General features: G+C 29.7%; 11 protein-coding genes and 2 pseudogenes. 4 read left to right on the forward strand and 9 right to left on the reverse strand.

The window, feature by feature from the left end; genetic code table 11:
* Nucleotides 1-255: 255 nt before the first annotated feature.
* Complete coding sequence (locus ACXKY9_RS31610) at nt 256-1,080, forward strand: hypothetical protein (RefSeq protein WP_016090551.1); 825 nt, start codon at nt 256-258, stop codon at nt 1,078-1,080.
* A 190-nt stretch (nt 1,081-1,270) separates the two neighbouring features.
* On the opposite strand, the gene ACXKY9_RS31615 is transcribed toward ACXKY9_RS31610, so the two are convergent.
* Nucleotides 1,271-1,969 carry an HNH endonuclease gene (locus ACXKY9_RS31615; RefSeq protein WP_016090550.1) on the reverse strand — a complete coding sequence of 233 codons (699 nt, stop codon included), beginning with the start codon at nt 1,967-1,969 and terminating at the stop codon, nt 1,271-1,273.
* Between the two features lie 780 nt (nt 1,970-2,749).
* Here ACXKY9_RS31615 and ACXKY9_RS31620 point away from each other — a divergent pair.
* On the forward strand, nt 2,750-3,583 hold the full coding sequence (locus ACXKY9_RS31620; RefSeq protein WP_016090549.1) for a hypothetical protein: 834 nt from the start codon (nt 2,750-2,752) through the stop codon (nt 3,581-3,583).
* Between the two features lie 319 nt (nt 3,584-3,902).
* Here ACXKY9_RS31620 and ACXKY9_RS31625 read toward each other — a convergent pair whose 3' ends face one another.
* Both ACXKY9_RS31625 and ACXKY9_RS31630 read right to left on the reverse strand, forming a co-directional pair.
* Nucleotides 3,903-6,614 carry a KAP family P-loop NTPase fold protein gene (locus ACXKY9_RS31625; RefSeq protein WP_016090548.1) on the reverse strand — a complete coding sequence of 904 codons (2,712 nt, stop codon included), beginning with the start codon at nt 6,612-6,614 and terminating at the stop codon, nt 3,903-3,905.
* A gap of 532 nt (nt 6,615-7,146) precedes the next feature.
* Nucleotides 7,147-8,247, reverse strand: coding sequence for a protein NO VEIN domain-containing protein (locus ACXKY9_RS31630; RefSeq protein ID WP_016090547.1), 1,101 nt, complete (start codon nt 8,245-8,247; stop codon nt 7,147-7,149).
* A 942-nt stretch (nt 8,248-9,189) separates the two neighbouring features.
* On the opposite strand from ACXKY9_RS31630, the pseudogene ACXKY9_RS31635 reads away from it, so the two are divergent.
* A pseudogene (locus ACXKY9_RS31635) lies at nt 9,190-9,615 on the forward strand (right-handed parallel beta-helix repeat-containing protein); the annotation flags it as partial.
* A 261-nt stretch (nt 9,616-9,876) separates the two neighbouring features.
* Here ACXKY9_RS31635 and ACXKY9_RS31640 read toward each other — a convergent pair.
* Both ACXKY9_RS31640 and ACXKY9_RS31645 read right to left on the reverse strand, forming a co-directional pair.
* Nucleotides 9,877-10,002 carry a hypothetical protein gene (locus ACXKY9_RS31640; protein ID WP_000709205.1) on the reverse strand — a complete coding sequence of 42 codons (126 nt, stop codon included), beginning with the start codon at nt 10,000-10,002 and terminating at the stop codon, nt 9,877-9,879.
* Nucleotides 9,999-11,072 carry a Rap family tetratricopeptide repeat protein gene (locus ACXKY9_RS31645; RefSeq protein WP_016090545.1) on the reverse strand — a complete coding sequence of 358 codons (1,074 nt, stop codon included), beginning with the start codon at nt 11,070-11,072 and terminating at the stop codon, nt 9,999-10,001. The genes ACXKY9_RS31640 and ACXKY9_RS31645 overlap by 4 nt, the downstream gene beginning before the upstream one ends.
* Before the next feature lie 507 nt (nt 11,073-11,579).
* Here ACXKY9_RS31645 and ACXKY9_RS31650 point away from each other — a divergent pair.
* Nucleotides 11,580-12,998: a right-handed parallel beta-helix repeat-containing protein gene (locus tag ACXKY9_RS31650; RefSeq protein WP_016090544.1), complete on the forward strand. Its 1,419-nt coding sequence runs from the start codon at nt 11,580-11,582 to the stop codon at nt 12,996-12,998.
* Nucleotides 12,999-13,250: 252 nt separating this feature from the next.
* Here the strand turns inward: ACXKY9_RS31650 and ACXKY9_RS31655 are convergent, their stop codons facing one another.
* The 4 genes and pseudogenes from ACXKY9_RS31655 to ACXKY9_RS31670 form a co-directional block, all read right to left on the reverse strand.
* Nucleotides 13,251-13,688 (reverse strand): GNAT family N-acetyltransferase, encoded by a 438-nt coding sequence (locus ACXKY9_RS31655; RefSeq protein WP_016090543.1) that lies wholly within the window; start codon nt 13,686-13,688, stop codon nt 13,251-13,253.
* A 32-nt stretch (nt 13,689-13,720) separates the two neighbouring features.
* A pseudogene (locus ACXKY9_RS31660) lies at nt 13,721-13,909 on the reverse strand (hypothetical protein); the annotation flags it as partial.
* Nucleotides 13,910-14,321: 412 nt separating this feature from the next.
* Nucleotides 14,322-16,235 (reverse strand): DNA/RNA helicase domain-containing protein, encoded by a 1,914-nt coding sequence (locus ACXKY9_RS31665; protein ID WP_016090541.1) that lies wholly within the window; start codon nt 16,233-16,235, stop codon nt 14,322-14,324.
* Between the two features lie 280 nt (nt 16,236-16,515).
* Nucleotides 16,516-17,568 carry an HNH endonuclease domain-containing protein gene (locus ACXKY9_RS31670; protein ID WP_016090540.1) on the reverse strand — a complete coding sequence of 351 codons (1,053 nt, stop codon included), beginning with the start codon at nt 17,566-17,568 and terminating at the stop codon, nt 16,516-16,518.
* Nucleotides 17,569-17,572 lie beyond the last annotated feature (4 nt).

Here is a 17,572-nt window from a genome sequence, read left to right on the forward strand (position 1 = left end):
TATTTCGCTTCATCCACATAAAAACATGATACTATATCAGAAAACTTTATTATTTTCTTGAATCGAAGAGACTACATTATAAATAAACAGTGTTATTATGTCTTGCTTTTTACATTCATTTTCCAATTAATACCACATGAAATTAATAACACAAAATTTCTTATATTGATAATTACCAAAAACCGCTACCGGTTAAATATAATAATTGTTATAATATATTATATTGATAAAAAGTTAAAGGAGTGAAAAAGTGGTATGTTTAGCGAATTATCTATTGAAACCATAAGTAAATTTTCCCCAGTCATCGTGGCACTTCTAGGTGCAATTACAGCTGCTTTCATATACATTATTAATCAATTTATTAATGTAATAACCACAAGCCCGCTTGATAATTATTTTAAAGATAAATCTAATCAATTTAAACTGAAATTTTGGTTTTATACCATCGGTATACTTATGGGAACCATTGTGTATTTTATTTATGGCATTCTTCTTTATCCAGCTTTACATGAATATCGTAATTCTAGCTTATTCATTTTAAATGCACTAATATGTTTCTCTTTATTTATATATTTTTCTATCACACTCATACCAATAAAATTATTTAAAAGAATTATTAAAACCAAATGGCATTTCAATTTATTTATTTTTCATGTATTAACTAGTATATTATTTTTCTCCTCAGCTTCATGGGGATATATTGTAAATGAAAAGTATTTAGATTTCTTATGGAATATGCCACTTGTTGCTTTTCTATTCAGCTTATTTTATTTCTTTACACTTCACAAAATTACTACAGCTAAAGCTACCAAATATGAATATGATATTTGTCCCATTACTGAGGAAACATTTAGAGAGATAGATAACTTAAAATACGACTATCAGATGGATGAGAATAGATTAGTCTTCTACAATGAATTAGAATCAAGCGAAAAAATATTTTACGTATATGATTCTTCTTCGAAACTTTATATGGAGTGTAAAAAATTAGTTAAAACAGAGATAACGTCTGAACCCAAAAAAGTCCCTAAGAATCGCAGGACTAAAATCACAATTAATATAGAAAAAAACTCTATATGACTAAAGAAAGCCGCAATTTTAGAATCGCGGCTTTCTTATTTCTAATTGTCTATTATAATAAAAGAAATATTTATACTACTATCGGCATATATTCCTACCATATTTTATATCATCACAAACCATTATTTAAAATTCCAATTTCTTATTTTTCTTCACCAATAATACAGTCCACAGTAGAATGGGTATTGTATCAATTTTTGATTTTATCAAACTTCCACTTCAATAATTCCTTCGAAGGCCACTCTTTTTGCTGTATTGGCAATCTAATTTTTTCTCTGTTTATACTAGAGTCTTCATAATTAAGAAGAATAGTTCCATCTTCACAGATTTTCAAGTCTCCACGGTCAAATGCTATTTCATGATTCGTACATAAACAAATGCCATTTTCAATGACTTCCTCTCCTCCTTTTGCAGCATCTTTAATATGAGCTGCACGTAAAAAAATAGGATTAGATTGGCCACAAACCGCACATTGATTCTCATACGCAGCTAATACTTTTTTACGAAAAGCTTTCTGATTCCCCCTATAAACTTTCTTATATTTCGTTTCGATCCATTCTTTTCCATTGTAAGGCATTTTTTTACGAATTTCAGATTCTGTAGGAAATTTAATGTCACCATTTTGATCATATACAGCTATTGGAATCGTTGAAAAACGATCCATTGACATATCTAATAAAGCAAAACCAATTTCTGGTCCCAAATAAACTCGAGTTCTAACTTCATCAACAACATTATGTATCATCAGGTACTCAATAGGGAAATTATATCCATCAGGGCAAGAAGCTAAGATTGATGGCTCAATATATTGGTTTCTTTTTTCTCTTTTCGCTGCATTATTGAACTCTATTAAGAGTCTTTTTGGTAAAAATTTTATACCTCGTTTCATATTTCTCCTCCTTATTAACTTGCAGTTTAGATTGGCACAACATACTATTGAAAATGATTCTAACTAAGTTGTTTTTCGGTAGTGGAAAAAATCAACAATCTATTCTAAAGAAAATAAAAAACTAATTTTCACTTAATAAGTATAAGTTCACTTATTTTTATATCCTAAAATCCAATATCGTAATATTGTTTAGGCATCCATCCAGAACCTTTAATAGACGATGCATAATCAAAAATTGTTTTAAAAAAACCCGCACTCACCTTACTATATTACCCTTTTTTCATGATAATTGTTTCCTTAAGAGGATGGTTACTTTCAATTAGATATTCATTCCGTTTATTTAGCCGCTCTAACAGAGCTTCATGCGGTGCTCTAATAAATTTACCATTATGTTCGTCCCTATTACATTTTTGACAAGTTAATACTAGATTCCATACACCATTCAAATCCATGTCTTCAGTTGATAAATATTGCACAGAGAGCGATATAAAACGGGTGATGTATTATCGGGAATATTATAACAATATCTTCAGAAGCTAATTACAACAATCTATGTTTAAATAATATATTCAGTTTAAAACATTTTATATTTTGATTGATTAACCCGTCCAATCTTACATGATATAAAAATTTTAAACTATTAACTACGTTATGTTTGTTGTAAAACCATTAGTATTACTTATCCATTAGAACAATTGTTTAAAAATATAAACTTTCTCTTTGACTAATATAATCGAAAAATTTAATATTTATATATAAATATATACAGGAGGAATTATTTTGAGAAAAAGATTACATCGCAAACGTTTAACATTACTTTCTAAGACAAGGAAATTTGATCGTTCGCCTTCAAGAGTAGAAGAAAGTAAGGATTCATCTATATTTTTGACCCAAGCTGCCATTATAGTGCTATTGTTAACTTTTTTATCTTATTCATTTGCCGCTCTTTTTAAAGGTGGATATCATCAGTATTTTCACTTAAATTCGCTAGCCTTTCTTAAGTGTGACACAAATGACTTAATACATTTCTTTTTAGGTATTTTCTCATACATAGCTGGAGCTTTATTTTGGTATTTTGTTATTCTTTTCAGCTGGGTTTTACCATTCAAATTCACACTACCTTCAAAGGCATTATACAACCAAATACATTCTACAATCATTATATTAATAGCTATGTATATTTCGCTTTCATTAATATTTGACTTACAAAACCATTGGGGTACACAATTTTTATTTTTTGGTTCTTTAATGATCTTTGCTTTCTATGGTCTTTTACCTAAAAAGATTCAAAATGTACTAAGGCATATCGCTACGCCTTTACATTCTTATAAATATTTAACACTTATTACCCTATTCATATTTTTTGGACTCTCAGCCCACCAATTAGGAATAAAAACTGCAAAAGAGCAAAAAATTTATTTAACATTTACCAAAGACAATATGAATTACGTGGTGATTAGTAATAACGATAATAATTTAATATCAGCTCCTCTTAACCCAGATTCTACTATTCGCCCTTATTTTAAAGTATATTCCCAAACCGAGAATATACTTTTTAAAAGCGTCATATTTCCTAATGGAATAAAAGTTGAAACACCCGCAAAAATGAAGTAGTTTAAAGAGGTTCCAAATTCTATTCTAAGAAAGAATTTGGAACCTTTTTAAATAATTTAATAGAGATTGAATATTTTTTAATCCATCTAAAAATTACCAATATAAATGTGATCAAGTACTTCATTTTTATTTAAATAAACTTTCGTTACTGAATAATAAGAAATATTCAACTCACAAATAGAAAATAACTTTAATTAATACTGTCCAATTGATGGAGATAAGACCATTCACAACTTTTTTAAAATATATAGGAATATTAATTTAAATAAACCCTATTATAAATAAATTCAAAATAACCCCTTTACCTATTTTTATGTTCCTATCTTTCAAATTGAAGATCTAATTGTTCTTTTATGAAATCATTATATTCTTTTATTTCCACTAATAAACTTTCTATTTTCATTATTTGTTCATTATTACCAAACTTTTTAATTAGTTTTACTCCCATGGATATATATTTTGGCAGCTCTACCATATAACTATTCTTCATACTTGAAACGTGGAAACCCTCAATAGCACTAAAAATATATTCAAATAAATTGTTTTTACCTAATAGAAACAGTCCAATATTTCCAGCTCCATTTTTTTCAATATATTGTCCCCACTCTACTTCTGTCTTAGGAGAATGATACTGATCAAAATATTCTTGTAATATTTTATCACTTAAATATTGAGTAGATGCAACAAATACATGAATTAAAATTTCCTTGTCTTTTACTATTTTTTCACTGTTTATATCACTAAAATAATAATTTAAAAATTCTTCAAAATCTTCTTTTGTATCAATCCAATTTTTAACTTTCTTTTTTATGCCTTCTTGATCACTAAAGTCTTTCCATTTAGAAAAAACTTCTTTAGCATCAATTTCATCAAACACTTTAAAATAACTAACTTCAGAAATTTTTTCATATGCATTTTTAATTGCTAACTTTAAAATTTTCAAATTATAATTATTATGTAAATAATTATAAATCTTTAACATGAATAGAATATTGGAATTTTCCCAATACTCTACAGGAATTTCGCGCCCTTTCGAATATATTTTTTTTGCTATCAACTGCGCTAAGTAAATTATACTTTCTTTGGCGTTTCTATTCCCACTTATATTATGTAATTCTTGGTATGATTTCAAAAGAAGTGTAAATATTTTTTCTATACACTCATCTACCTCCGACAATCTATGTTCCAACTTCTCATTTACTTCTTTAGCACTATATTCTTTTATTAAATCTAAATATATTGTTTGTATTTCAGTTAGATCTTTTTCTTTAATCAAACTAATGAAATTACTTAATTCATTTTGAGAAATAGCATCTCTAGGGCTACTATACATAAAATAATGGTTAAAATACTTGTCTGAGCAAACCCTCTTTTCCTTTTCCCATTCTTTTTTATTTGCCATTTCTCCTTCAAATGCACCTCCAAATAGACGTGTTGCATAAGGGAAAATTGTGCATAGTATCCCCTGATATTCATTTAATCTGGGTAACGCTTTAAATTCATCGTCTAATTCAAACTTGTAATTATTTATAAACAATAATTTATTAGTATATATATATTGATACAATTCCGGTGAACTAACTTGAATTAAGATTAAATACAGTAAATCCTTAACGTTCACTTCTTCTTTTAAAAATGGTAAATAAAACTTCACCAAATTAAAGTATCTAGATAGGTCTCTTAATGACAATTTTTGCTCTATTAAGCTATCTATAATTTCAGTATATTCCTCATTTAAAATATTATTTTCCTCAATAATGTTATTTAATTGTTTTTTGCATAAGTTATATAAATCAATAAAATCTGGCTTCGGTAAATAAATAGGTATTTGTATAAATTTCTCTATATATTTTTTTGCATCTTCTAAATTCCCTTTTTCTTCAAATTGATAAACTGATGATAAAGATTTTTGGACAACTTCCTCATCTAAAGCTAATATATAAGTTACCTTTGGAAAATCAGCTACCAAACGTACTAGCTTAAAAATCATTCTAATTTCTGACCCCTCTAGTCGATCAATATCATCAATATATACGACTATTCTTTTTGGATAATCTTTAAGCAACATTTCAATTTCCTTTTTTAAATCAGATAAACTATCCGTACTCTGACCTGGTTTAAATCTATCTACTAGTTCCTTAAATGAGAGTGTCGCTCCAAAACCACGCAAACTAACAGAGGATAAGATATCAGCATACTTTTTTATCGCTTTACCAATTTCAGGATTATATCCTTCAACTTTTTTGATTCCTTCCAAAAACTCCAATAAGTAAAGCCGAATAATATCATGATTATTTTCACCAAAATACCATGGTTTAAACTCTATAAATATTACATGATTCTTATCACTTTTCTCTTTAATTAAATTATATACTGAACTTTTACCACTTCCCCAATTACCCAAAATCCCCATCGTTAAGCTGTCTTCTCCACTTTTAACTAATGAATTAGCTATTTTTTCTGCAAAAGACGCTCTATTTAAAGCATCCTGCTCTGTATCATTTATCGGATATTCAGAGTTGTAATAGGCTTCTATTTTGTTTTCTTTTTGAAGACTTTTGGCTATTTTCTCTTTCTTCTCTTGTTTAGATTTTTGTATTCGCGCTAAAATTTCACCAGTAAAATATAAAATTATGCAACATGAAAAAACCATGCTTATATCGAACAAATCTGAAAGAACATTTCCTGTCCACATGCTAACAGGTGTGTTTACAAACCAATAATTTATTATTATGCTCAATGATACGGTGAATATAATATAATCAGATAGCCTAAAAAATGTTTCTCTTCTGATTCTAGCATTAGAAATACTAGTAATAATATATGAAACAAAAAATAGTATTAATGGTATGGTAATAAGAACATATAATACTCCCTTTACCCAAAAACTTAAGTAATCTGACGGAATTTTATCATGCATTTCATTTCTCAATATTGTCAAAAAAATATTTATACATATAAATGATAAAATTACACTGGATACTCTCCAACTATTTTTAATTATTTTTTTTGTATTACTTTCTTCTTCCATTATAAAAGCTCCTCTTTTATATGCTTACCAAGTAGTTTTTCTTATTTCCTTGGATTCCTCTCTCCCTTGTTTTTATAAAATACATAGGGTAATAATTAAGTGTTTATAATAAGAGACATACAATCACTAATAAAGTATTTTATTATTTATTAAGTACTCCTCATGCAAAAACCAAAGGGGAATTTCACCATAGGTATTATACAACACTTGTATTCTATACTTTTTAACACCTTCAACATTTCATTACAAATAAAACCAAGAATTAAAAATTCTTTAATATATCTCAGAATAAATCTTTCTGTTTAATTAAATATTTACTATTTCAATTACCCCAAAAAGAAGGAAATCTAATTGAGGTAATTTACAATATTTAAGTTTAATATAAAGATGACTAGATGTTTGTTTTATAGCCAAAATTAAATTTAAAGTAGTATTAACATGTCTAATTTAAAGTAAACTGATATCAGATTATTACAAACGATGTATTCCGAACAATTATTGTATCCTTTTACTACCAATAATCTCAAATAAACTATTTCAATTCAGCTAAATAATTGATTGACTCAAGATTAAAATTTGCACTAATACTACCTTGATAAATTTTTAGTTGTGGTGTATCTGTTTTCAACCCAAATACTCGATAAATATAAAATGCCTCAGTTTTTTCTTCTGAAAATTGCACTTCGCTACTCGAGATAGGAAATGGAATATTCGCTTCATTAATTGTACCTTTTACTTCAATATACTTCTCTTTCCCATCAATCTCATAAGATAGAATATCATATCCAAGACCATCACCTTCAATTTGAGATATGCGATGTACTTTTTCCGCCAAATGTGAAAATCCCATATTGGTAAGGCTCTCTTTTTCGTATTTTAATACTAATTCTTCAGCAGCGTCACCTATTCTCCCTTTAACATCTGCTTCAGCGACATAATCTCGCTTAACACCATATCGATTTCGAATAGATGATCCTCTCTTTATTATTTTATTAGCTGATATATCAGAATCTGTACTTAGCTCAAGTTTTTTCCCTTCTACTACTAAATCATTATCAGTAATTTTTATGGAAGTAATTGAGCTTTCATATTGGTCATTTAAAGAAACATAAAGTAAAGCCTGCATTCCTTTTACATTCAAAATAGGTACTTGTTTATCATAATGATAAATATGTTCGATATTATTTGTAAGTGAAATAGGCCTTAACCCTTTAATGTGAAAATACGAATAGATTATCATTGGATTTTTAGCTGTTATATGAGTAACCCCTGCTAGATGTCGATAATACTCAGGGATTAATTTTACAAATTCTGGTTGAGCAGCACCGGCATAATCTCTATCATATATTCCCACAAGTTCAGCTTCGTATAATAATTTAGCTTTACGGCTATAGAAGATTACTCTGGTGGTCATATTGTTAGCTAATTGTTGTTCAATGTCTTGCTTGTGCTTCAATGAGATACCCGCTTGATCTCGACTTGTAAATTGCCCCCAAATCAGTTCCCCATTATTGTTTAAACCAGTAATTTCATGTTGTCTGATCGTACTAACAACCTTAGGAAATCCTTCATTAACATCATTGAATTTAATGAATAAATGTTTAACAGGTTTTTGACCATCGTTTTTTTTCATTATTTTTCCTCCTCATCTACTTTTTGTATACCACCTTCTATATCACTCACTATACTCTTTTTAAATTCCCAACGCAACTCTTTTATTAAAAAATAAAAATCTCTTTATAAAAAATAAATACAGATAAACTAATAAAACCCAATAAAATAAACGTTTTTAATAAAATCTGTTATTTTAAAAATAACATTTCCCATAAACTATAAAACAAAAATCCTTTACCGCAATTATATTCAAAACATCGTAGAATCTCCTTCTTAAACTAAAATAAATGCTAACAGAATATCAAACGAATATAAGGGAATTTTTATATCTTTAATTCAGTTGAATTTTTAATATAGATAAAAATACTCAAAAGGGGTTGGGATTAGTATAGTAGACTCGTTCATTTTAAATGTGAAGACTTATCTAGGTGTCAAAGATAAATTACATTCGCTCTTACAACTGGATTTTTTGTGAAAAAAATATAGATTTGATTATGATTATTTTAAAAAATAATATTCCTGAGAAACATAAGGTAAGTTTATTATCACTGAGAATATTTGGAGAACCAAAGGATAGTCTACACGAAAACCATTACAAACCGTTTCATTCGTAATAAAACAGTTATGAGCGTATATAAATCTGCGCTTATAATAACCATTAGATCTTTTAATTTTTCATATACGATTTTATAAATCCCTCAATTCAATAAATTCAAAATACTTAAATCTTTTTATTCAATACGAATCTGCAATTCTTCTCAAATAAAATAGCTGCAGGATGGATTTCCCCTTCATGTAAACTTTAAAAATCACTTTATTTGGAACGATAACACAAGCGAGTACGAACTTTTCACATCATCCCCAGAATATAAATTCATTATTTTTATTGATACAATATATAGATCGTCAGTTTTAACTATATAGTTGAGAAGGAATGCCTAAAAAAAGAAGGAGGATCATGATGAAATATCAAACCTTATTTCCCTTATTAAAAAAATCTCTTTTTATCTTTATCCTTTCTTTCAGTATGTTAATTTTCACACTCCCTCCCTCTACCATTGCACAATCCAATAACAATGTAATTTCTGTTACAAATTACTATGTATCTCCAACAGGAAATGACCTCAATCCCGGTACATTAGATCAACCTTTTGCTACCATTCAAAAGGCTGCTAACGTCACTAAAGAAGAAAGTACTATCTACATAAGAGGCGGAGTTTATAACCAAAAGGTTCGTGTCACTCGTTCTGGTGTCTCAGGCGCACCCATTACTTTTCAAAATTACCAGGATGAAAAAGTCATTCTCGATGATTCTAAGGTCAAATTAGAAGATGATGGATTATTTACAATAGAAGACAAAAATTATATTCAAGTAAAGGGATTAGACCCTATACATACAAAGTTAGCAGTAGTCGGTGATGTAAATAGAAGCGGTTCAATCGTTCTAGCCGCAACTCCACCCTTAAAAGCATTGGGTGTAAAGAAGAATGTATGGTTTGGTATTTAAGAATGTAAATCAGACTGTATTTGGTACTATGGAACATTATCCCTTATATTTTTCATTCCTACTGCTACTTATGTTATTTCTAAATTAATATGTTCATAATTAAAAAAGAGGGTGCTCGCAGCTCCCTCTTTTTTTAGATAATTAAATATGCTCTCCATGATCCATAAACACTTCAATAGTTTCATTTTGTGATACGTCTTTTACATTAGTAAGACCAAAAGTAAAAACAGCGGATAACATCATCATTAATAAGATTGCTTTTTTCATTTTAGCGCCCTTCTTTCTATACTCTTTTTGTCTGCATCTAAAGCGATGTGTAAATACTTGCTGGCTTTTTCGTGATTTTCTGAACCATAGAATATATTACCTAAAAGATAAGCATATTCTTTTACCCAATCATATAATTCTTCTTTTTCAAAATACGAAATACCTTCCATGACCACCTTTTCTAATTCTTCTTGTGGTGCATAGTTATGTACTGCTTTTAAAATTTGAAAATGATGACGATAACATAAGTCACTAATCTTATAGCCATTCTCAATATATTCATTAGCATTATGATTATGACCTAACTTAAAATGTTCTCTTGCTAAAAGAAACATCGTTTTAGCGTTGTTTTCTAGTGATTCCTCTAAATGCTTAATTGCTAACTCTGACATGTTTTGACTTGCATATAAAAGTCCTAAATTATGCTTGACTCGTTTAATAAGAAGTTCATCATTAGATTTTTGGAAGGTACCTAGTGCTGAAAGTAAATATTCCTCTGCACTTTCGAATTCATTTAGTCGAATGTGTGCCATCCCTAAAGTATTTAAGCATGCTGCAGTTTTTAATTCATACCCTGGACTAATTGAAAATACTTCATTCGCCTTTGTAGCCAATTGAACTGCTAGGATTGGTTTCAATATGTGATAGTAATGAACTGCAAGCCAATAATTAAATTCAGCTTTTTCGATTTCATCATGCATGTACTCTAAATATTTTTCAGCTTCTTCAAATTGCATTCTTGCTTCACTATGGTTTGCTGTATTAGTAGCATAAATTGCTTTAAATAAATGATGATAGTACTCTAAAAATGTTTCTGTAGGCTCTTGTAACGGCTCAATTTTATCCAAAATATCTTTTGAACTATCCATATCACGAATTAGCAGATTATACCGTGCATTCAATAAAGCATAGTAGACTAATATTGTTTGGTCTTCCTTAATATTATTGATTTTATCTGCAATCTCTTCTTTTATTTCATTAGACTGTAATACACTTTGTGAAATTATAGCTTGATACCAGTCGTTTAATAATTTTGTGATTTCTTCTTTAGAAATAATTTCAACATTCATATACGCTACCCCCTTTTATTAAAGGTTACCATAACATACTTGTTTATATAAATTATTTTCCGAATATTAAAACTTGATAAATTTTTTCAGACACTCATATTAAACAATGTTAATTTCAGATTTATTGAACCACCCCCACTTTAAATAAATATCTGTTAATCTTACCAATCAAATTAGTACAACAGTTAACATGATACACAGGGAAACTTTAATTGAATAGAAAACATATTTTGAATAACTCTCCTTAAAATTAGTATCAGTATCTCTCATTCCCTCGTCTACCGATTTTAATATCCATATTTCTTTAAGTACACGTATATATGATTTGATTTTATACGAAAAACCATGAATTATTAAAAATTTAGTTTCAGATAGAAGACGTAGACCATAGGAGTTGATGTCCCTTAACCCACAATACATTCCTGTTTTTTTATTGATACAAGATATAAATCGTCAGTTTTAACTATATAGTTGAGAAGGAATGCTTAATAAAGAAGGAGGATCATGATGAAATATCAAACAATATTTCCCTCATTAAAAAAATCGCTTTTTATCTTTATACTTTCTTTCAGTATGTTAATTTTCGCACTCCCTACCTCTACCTTTGCACAATCCAATAGCAATGGAATTTCTGTTACAAATTACTATGTATCTCCAACAGGAAATGACCTCAATCCCGGCACATTAGATCAACCTTTCGCTACCATTCAAAAAGCTGCTAATGTCGCAACAGAAGGAAGTACAATCTACATAAGAGGCGGAGTTTATAACCAAAAAGTTCGTGTCGCTCATTCTGGTGCCTCAGGCGCACCCATTACTTTTCAAAGTTATCAAGATGAAAAAGTCATTCTCGATGGTTCTAAAGTCAAGTTAGAAGATGATGGGTTATTTACAATAGAAGACAAAAACTATATTCAAGTAAAAGGATTAGAATTTCGTAACTTAAAGTCAACGAAAGTTAACGAAACCCCTATTGGTATTTATATCACTGGAAAAGGAAGTTACATTGATATTAGAAATAATTATATCCATCACATTGAAGCGAATGTAAAGAATGGAAATGCACATGGCATTGCTGTATACGGTACTTCATCTAGTGCACAAAATAATTTAAATCATATTGTCATTGATAATAACGAAGTAGCAAATTTGAAATTAGGATTGAGTGAAGCAATTGCTGTGAATGGAAATGTAGATTCTTTTGAAGTTACCAATAACAAAGTGCATGATAACAACAATATTGGAATTGTACTGATTGGACATGAAGGCGTATCTCCAGTAGCTGCTTTAGATCAGGCACGAAATGGAGTTGTTCGTAATAACATTGTCCATCACAATTCATCCATCAATAATACTAGTTATAATGAATATTCAGCTGATGGTATTTATGTGGATGGTGGGAAGCAAATTATCCTTGAGCAAAATCAAAGCTATGAAAATGATCTCGGTATTGAAGTAGCTAGCGAACATGCAGGAAAAAGCGCAAGCCGTATTACTGTTAGGGACAATACAATATCCAATAATATCATGAGTGGCATTGCAATTGGTGGATATGATAGTCAGCAAGGATATGCTGAAAATAATACGATTACGAACAATGTGATTTATAAAAATGATACAAAAGATCAAGAGAGTGGCCAAATCGAATTAAATTACGATACCCGGAACAATGTAATTACCAATAACCAAATCTATGCAGGTAATAGCCGTATTTTTATTAACAATAATTTTAATAAAAACACTGGGAACAAACTGGATTACAATCATTACTATGGTGAATTCGATCAAAGTAATGGCTTATGGCAATGGAAAAGAAAAACGTATAAAGGCTTTACATCTTATCAAGCAGGTATGAATCAAGAAGGAAATGAACAACATAGTGTATTTATCAAATTACCCTCTTCCCTCAAACTACTTTTAAAATAAAGCAAATGTACTAAAACAATTTTATTCCAGCTCACTTCATCTCCCCTCTCCTATAAAAGTGAAATTAAAATTAAAAGTTGTAGTTTCAATTAAAACTACAACTTTTCCGTACTTATATATGAAATTGAAAATATACACGTGTATTTATTCCAAAAATGAAAAGTGTTTTGGGGGCGTATTATATCACAAATGATGTAGAAAAAATCATCTCCTCAAATCCATATAACTACGAATGATTCTTATTCATTAAACTTAATTAATAGGTATATACTTCTTAAACCCCTTACTTATAGTTCCATTATAACCATTTTTATCGAAAAATTTATGTGCTTCTGTTCTAGTTGCACTACTTAATAAGATAATTCTTGTAGATTCCCTTGCAATTGACATCTGCTCTACATGCTCCAATAATTTCCTCCCTATTCCTTTGCCTCGAAAATCTTCATTTACAACCACATACTCTAAAACGGTATATGGTCTAAATTGATATCCAGGGTCCAGACAAAAAGTCATAAAAATACTTCCTATAACGTTACAATTTTCCTCATAAACAAACAAAAAATTATTAGAATCCTTTCTTATTTGTTCAATTCTTTCTGGTAAAATCTTAATGTTTTTACTATGGGGTGCTAATTTCTTATATAGATTTCCAATTACATTACTGTCCTTTGGCTCAGCTTCACGAATCATATAATCACCTATCTTTCTAATAATATTGACGTATCAACAGTTGTTATCTCAGTATCTTCAAGAACATCATGTAAATAAGCAGTAGCTTTCTCTTCGGCCGTATTTACAAAGCTAGCAACTGCCTCAGGATGTTTGATATAGTCCACACCCGCTTTATCTACTTGTCCACCATGTGCTTTTTTAGCTATCTCATGAGCTATCTTTATATAATCAGATAACATCGCAAAATCTCCCTTTCTTCAAACAAAATCTTCCCCTCTAGCAAGCTGTTCTAAAAGTGAAGGAGGAAAATATTGATATAATCCCTCAGCAAATCATTGGAGTTCATCTTGAAACAAAAAATTTATAAAAAATGCCATCCTCTCTGTATATTTCTACAAAAAGAATAGCTTTTTTTGGTTATACGGATACAATTTTATTTTAATTACGCCCTTTTCCTTTACGGGTATATACTGTATTAATGAAGAAAATTAGTCCGCAGATAAAGAATAGAAAAGGATGCACCCATGTTCTAAAATTAACAAGACTTATAATAAGCATTATAATGCAAAGGATACAACCTATAATATCAATGCTAAAAGATAACTTCCTCTGTTAATTCTTTAACTTCATTCATTTTTACACCATAATCCATTAATTTCTTTGACTAAATTGCTGCATAAAATACAATTTTGTTTTTACATCTTTAAACCAAATATACAAACCTTTTTTACCTCTAGATAAAAGCACTCTGTATATGTTCATTACTAATTCACTTACAACATTTGTTGCGTTCACATTTTCTACAAAATTATCGATTTGATATTGTTGTCCATTATAAATGACTGTTCTATTATATTTATTAAATGTACCACCATAAGCTCTTGCTATTTCATTTATAAACGAATTGTCGTAATTATCCTTTAATGTGACTTTCCATAGCTTACTTGTAGAATCGTAATATAGATCATCCCAAAAGATTAGACCTACATAATCAAACTCCAAGCCTTGAGCCGTATAAATACATCCTACTTGCTCTAAATGATTAACAGCTGTTTGTTTATACCATTCATATTGCGCAGCTAACGTCGGATTCCATGCTTTTACAAATTGGGTCTGTCCATCCCAAATACGAATATCATCAATTTTCTTCTTCCAATCCCAACAAAACGGAGCCAGCCATTTTACACTATATCCTTGTGTCATTTTATCTTTAAGTACAGTATCAATGTCATGTAATGAATCAAATACTTGTAAATCATATTTTTTCAAATCTACACTCTTAGATAAGTCTCCTGTTAAAAATTCATCTACATTCTGAATGAATGTACCGCTATTTTTTGCTCGTTGCTGAGTTTGCAGTGAAAGTATTTCGGGAGTATACCCTAAAGCTCTACGAATATTATCGACTGTGCCTTGTTCAGTAATTTTTATACGCTGATTATCATCCTGTAGTAGAACAATAATTTGGAATCTTGAACATAGATTGCTCATTACATCTTGAACATCTGTTAATCGATGTGACTCATCTATTACAACAATATGTCCTCTATTTCTTAACTTTAATATTGCGTTAACCGTTGGCAATTTAGCTGGTTCATCTAATCCATGTTCCATAGCATGATCTTTATTTAGTCCATCAATAACTGTTCTAAGTGTTTGAGGAATTGTACCAAAATAAGTGAACGGATACCTTTTTATGTATTGTCGAATGAGTTCTAAACCTAATATTGTCTTACCTGTGCCTGCATTACCTTGAATGACTAGCACTAGCTTATGGTTGTTTTGAAAAGCATGTTTAATAAGCTCCATCGCTTTAATTTTCACATCTCGTTGTTCATCTAAAAGTGCTACAAATCGCTCTCCTTGTAATGCTTTAGAAATACCTGCAAGACTAGCTTCACTCATTGAATAGATACCATTAGTAAATAACTCATTGTCCTGCTTTGCAACAGGTTTGTTCACAAATGATTCTTTTAAGAACGAGCATAATTTCTTCTCTTCATCTTTGCCAAAACAACATCTCAAATAGTTTGCTTCATAAATGGTATGGGGTGGCTCAAATAGCCGATTTTTTTCAGTTAAGTTCGGTAAATAACTCATTGTACTTAATTGAATAGCATTTTTCTTTTGAAGTTCACTATGATAACATCTCAGAGACGTTACATAGTGATTTAACTGTGCTGCTGGATGCTGTCGGATTGGTTGTCGACTTACACCAATATCAACATGGTGTGGATCGGGTGAACCAATGATTTTTCCCCATTCCTTTAATTCAACAATCATTACATGTAATTGCGATTGAGAATTATAGCCAATTAAAACCGCATCAAGTCTTAATAGATTTCCAGGAATAAAATATTCTAATACGATTGATATTTCTCCAAGATCTCCTTCATTAAGTCGCTGCACAAGTTTTTGGACAGAAATTCCCCAAGTGTCCACTTCTTGCTCACTAAACTCTTCTTTAGCAAAAGCATTTGACTTTAATCCTTCTATTAATAAATCCTTTATTTCATTTGGAGTTAATCTAAATAATTGCTTTACTTGCCCAAAATACAAATGCATTATAGATCTCCTAGTCGTTAGTCAAATTTGGTATTTGTTCTAATAATACTATCCACCTTTTTTAAAGATATAATCATTTATTATATATAGATTATAGAGATATAAAGTACTATTTAGATAATTTGTTCATTACCACTTTCTTAATTGCCCATACATTTCATCTAACTGAGCTTCACCTTACAAATCTCTTGAAGATTCATTAATCCATTCTTTCAATTAAGATTTATAAATGCAGGTTGTCTACATTTATAAATCTTAGAAGTTAATGTATTCATCTATCCTAAAATCCAATATCGTAGTATTTTTTAGGCACCCATTCAGAACCTTTAATAGAAGAAGCATAATTAAAAGTTGCTTTTAAAAATTCTGCTCTTAGCTTACTATTCTTTCCCGTTTTCATGATGATTGTTTCTTTAAGCGGATGATTACTTTCAATTAGATATTCATTACGCTTATATAAGCGTTCTAACAAAGATTCATGTGGTACTCTAGCAAATTTGCCATTGTGTTCCCCCCTATTACATTCTTGACAAGTTAATACAAGATTCCATACACCATTTAAATCCATATCCACCGTGGATAAATATTGAACAGAGAGCGGTAAAAAATGATCTACATCACAGGTATTTGGTTGACCACTCTCAATAGAAATACTTTTATAACAATAAAAACATTTTCCTTTTTGATACCCATTTAGCGGTTTTCTTACAAACGTTAAATTTACACGTTCGTGAGAGTGTAAATACCTCTCTGGTGTAATAGACTTCAAAAAGAAGAATTGCTCAAGCTCCCCATCGAATCTAACTTCTAACTTTGGATTTCTTTCCGTCCAAGCACTTTCTACTAAGTTCCATCTACCTTCAATCTCATTGAACAAATTCGCTCTTTGTTCACTTTCATTCAAGATATAAATACTATCAGTTAATGTGATACCTAACGTTTTTCCCTGAACAGACTTTTCATAGAACACTGTATTAAGCTCCCCATTAGGAATGTTATGAAAAGCATCTATTACATTATTGAATCCTACTTTTTCAGTAACTTGCAACAACTGTTCCCATGTAATTTTCTGTTTATTATACAATTCTAGCGCATTAATAAACTTGGATGATGCACTAGTAATTTGCCTTTTGCCATTCCCAATATGCTCTAACATATACTTAGCAAATATCGGCGACAACTCCTCATGGCTTACAAAACTATTATTACTATTCCCTAGCTCTAATAGTGTCTTTGCAAAAGCAAATTTATATGTAGCTACATTTCTTCCAAACAAGTAAACAGATCGAAATTTAGATTCTAATGTTTGGTCATTCTCAAGGAAATTATTCATGCAA

Source organism: Bacillus sp. 2175 (assembly GCF_057812155.1).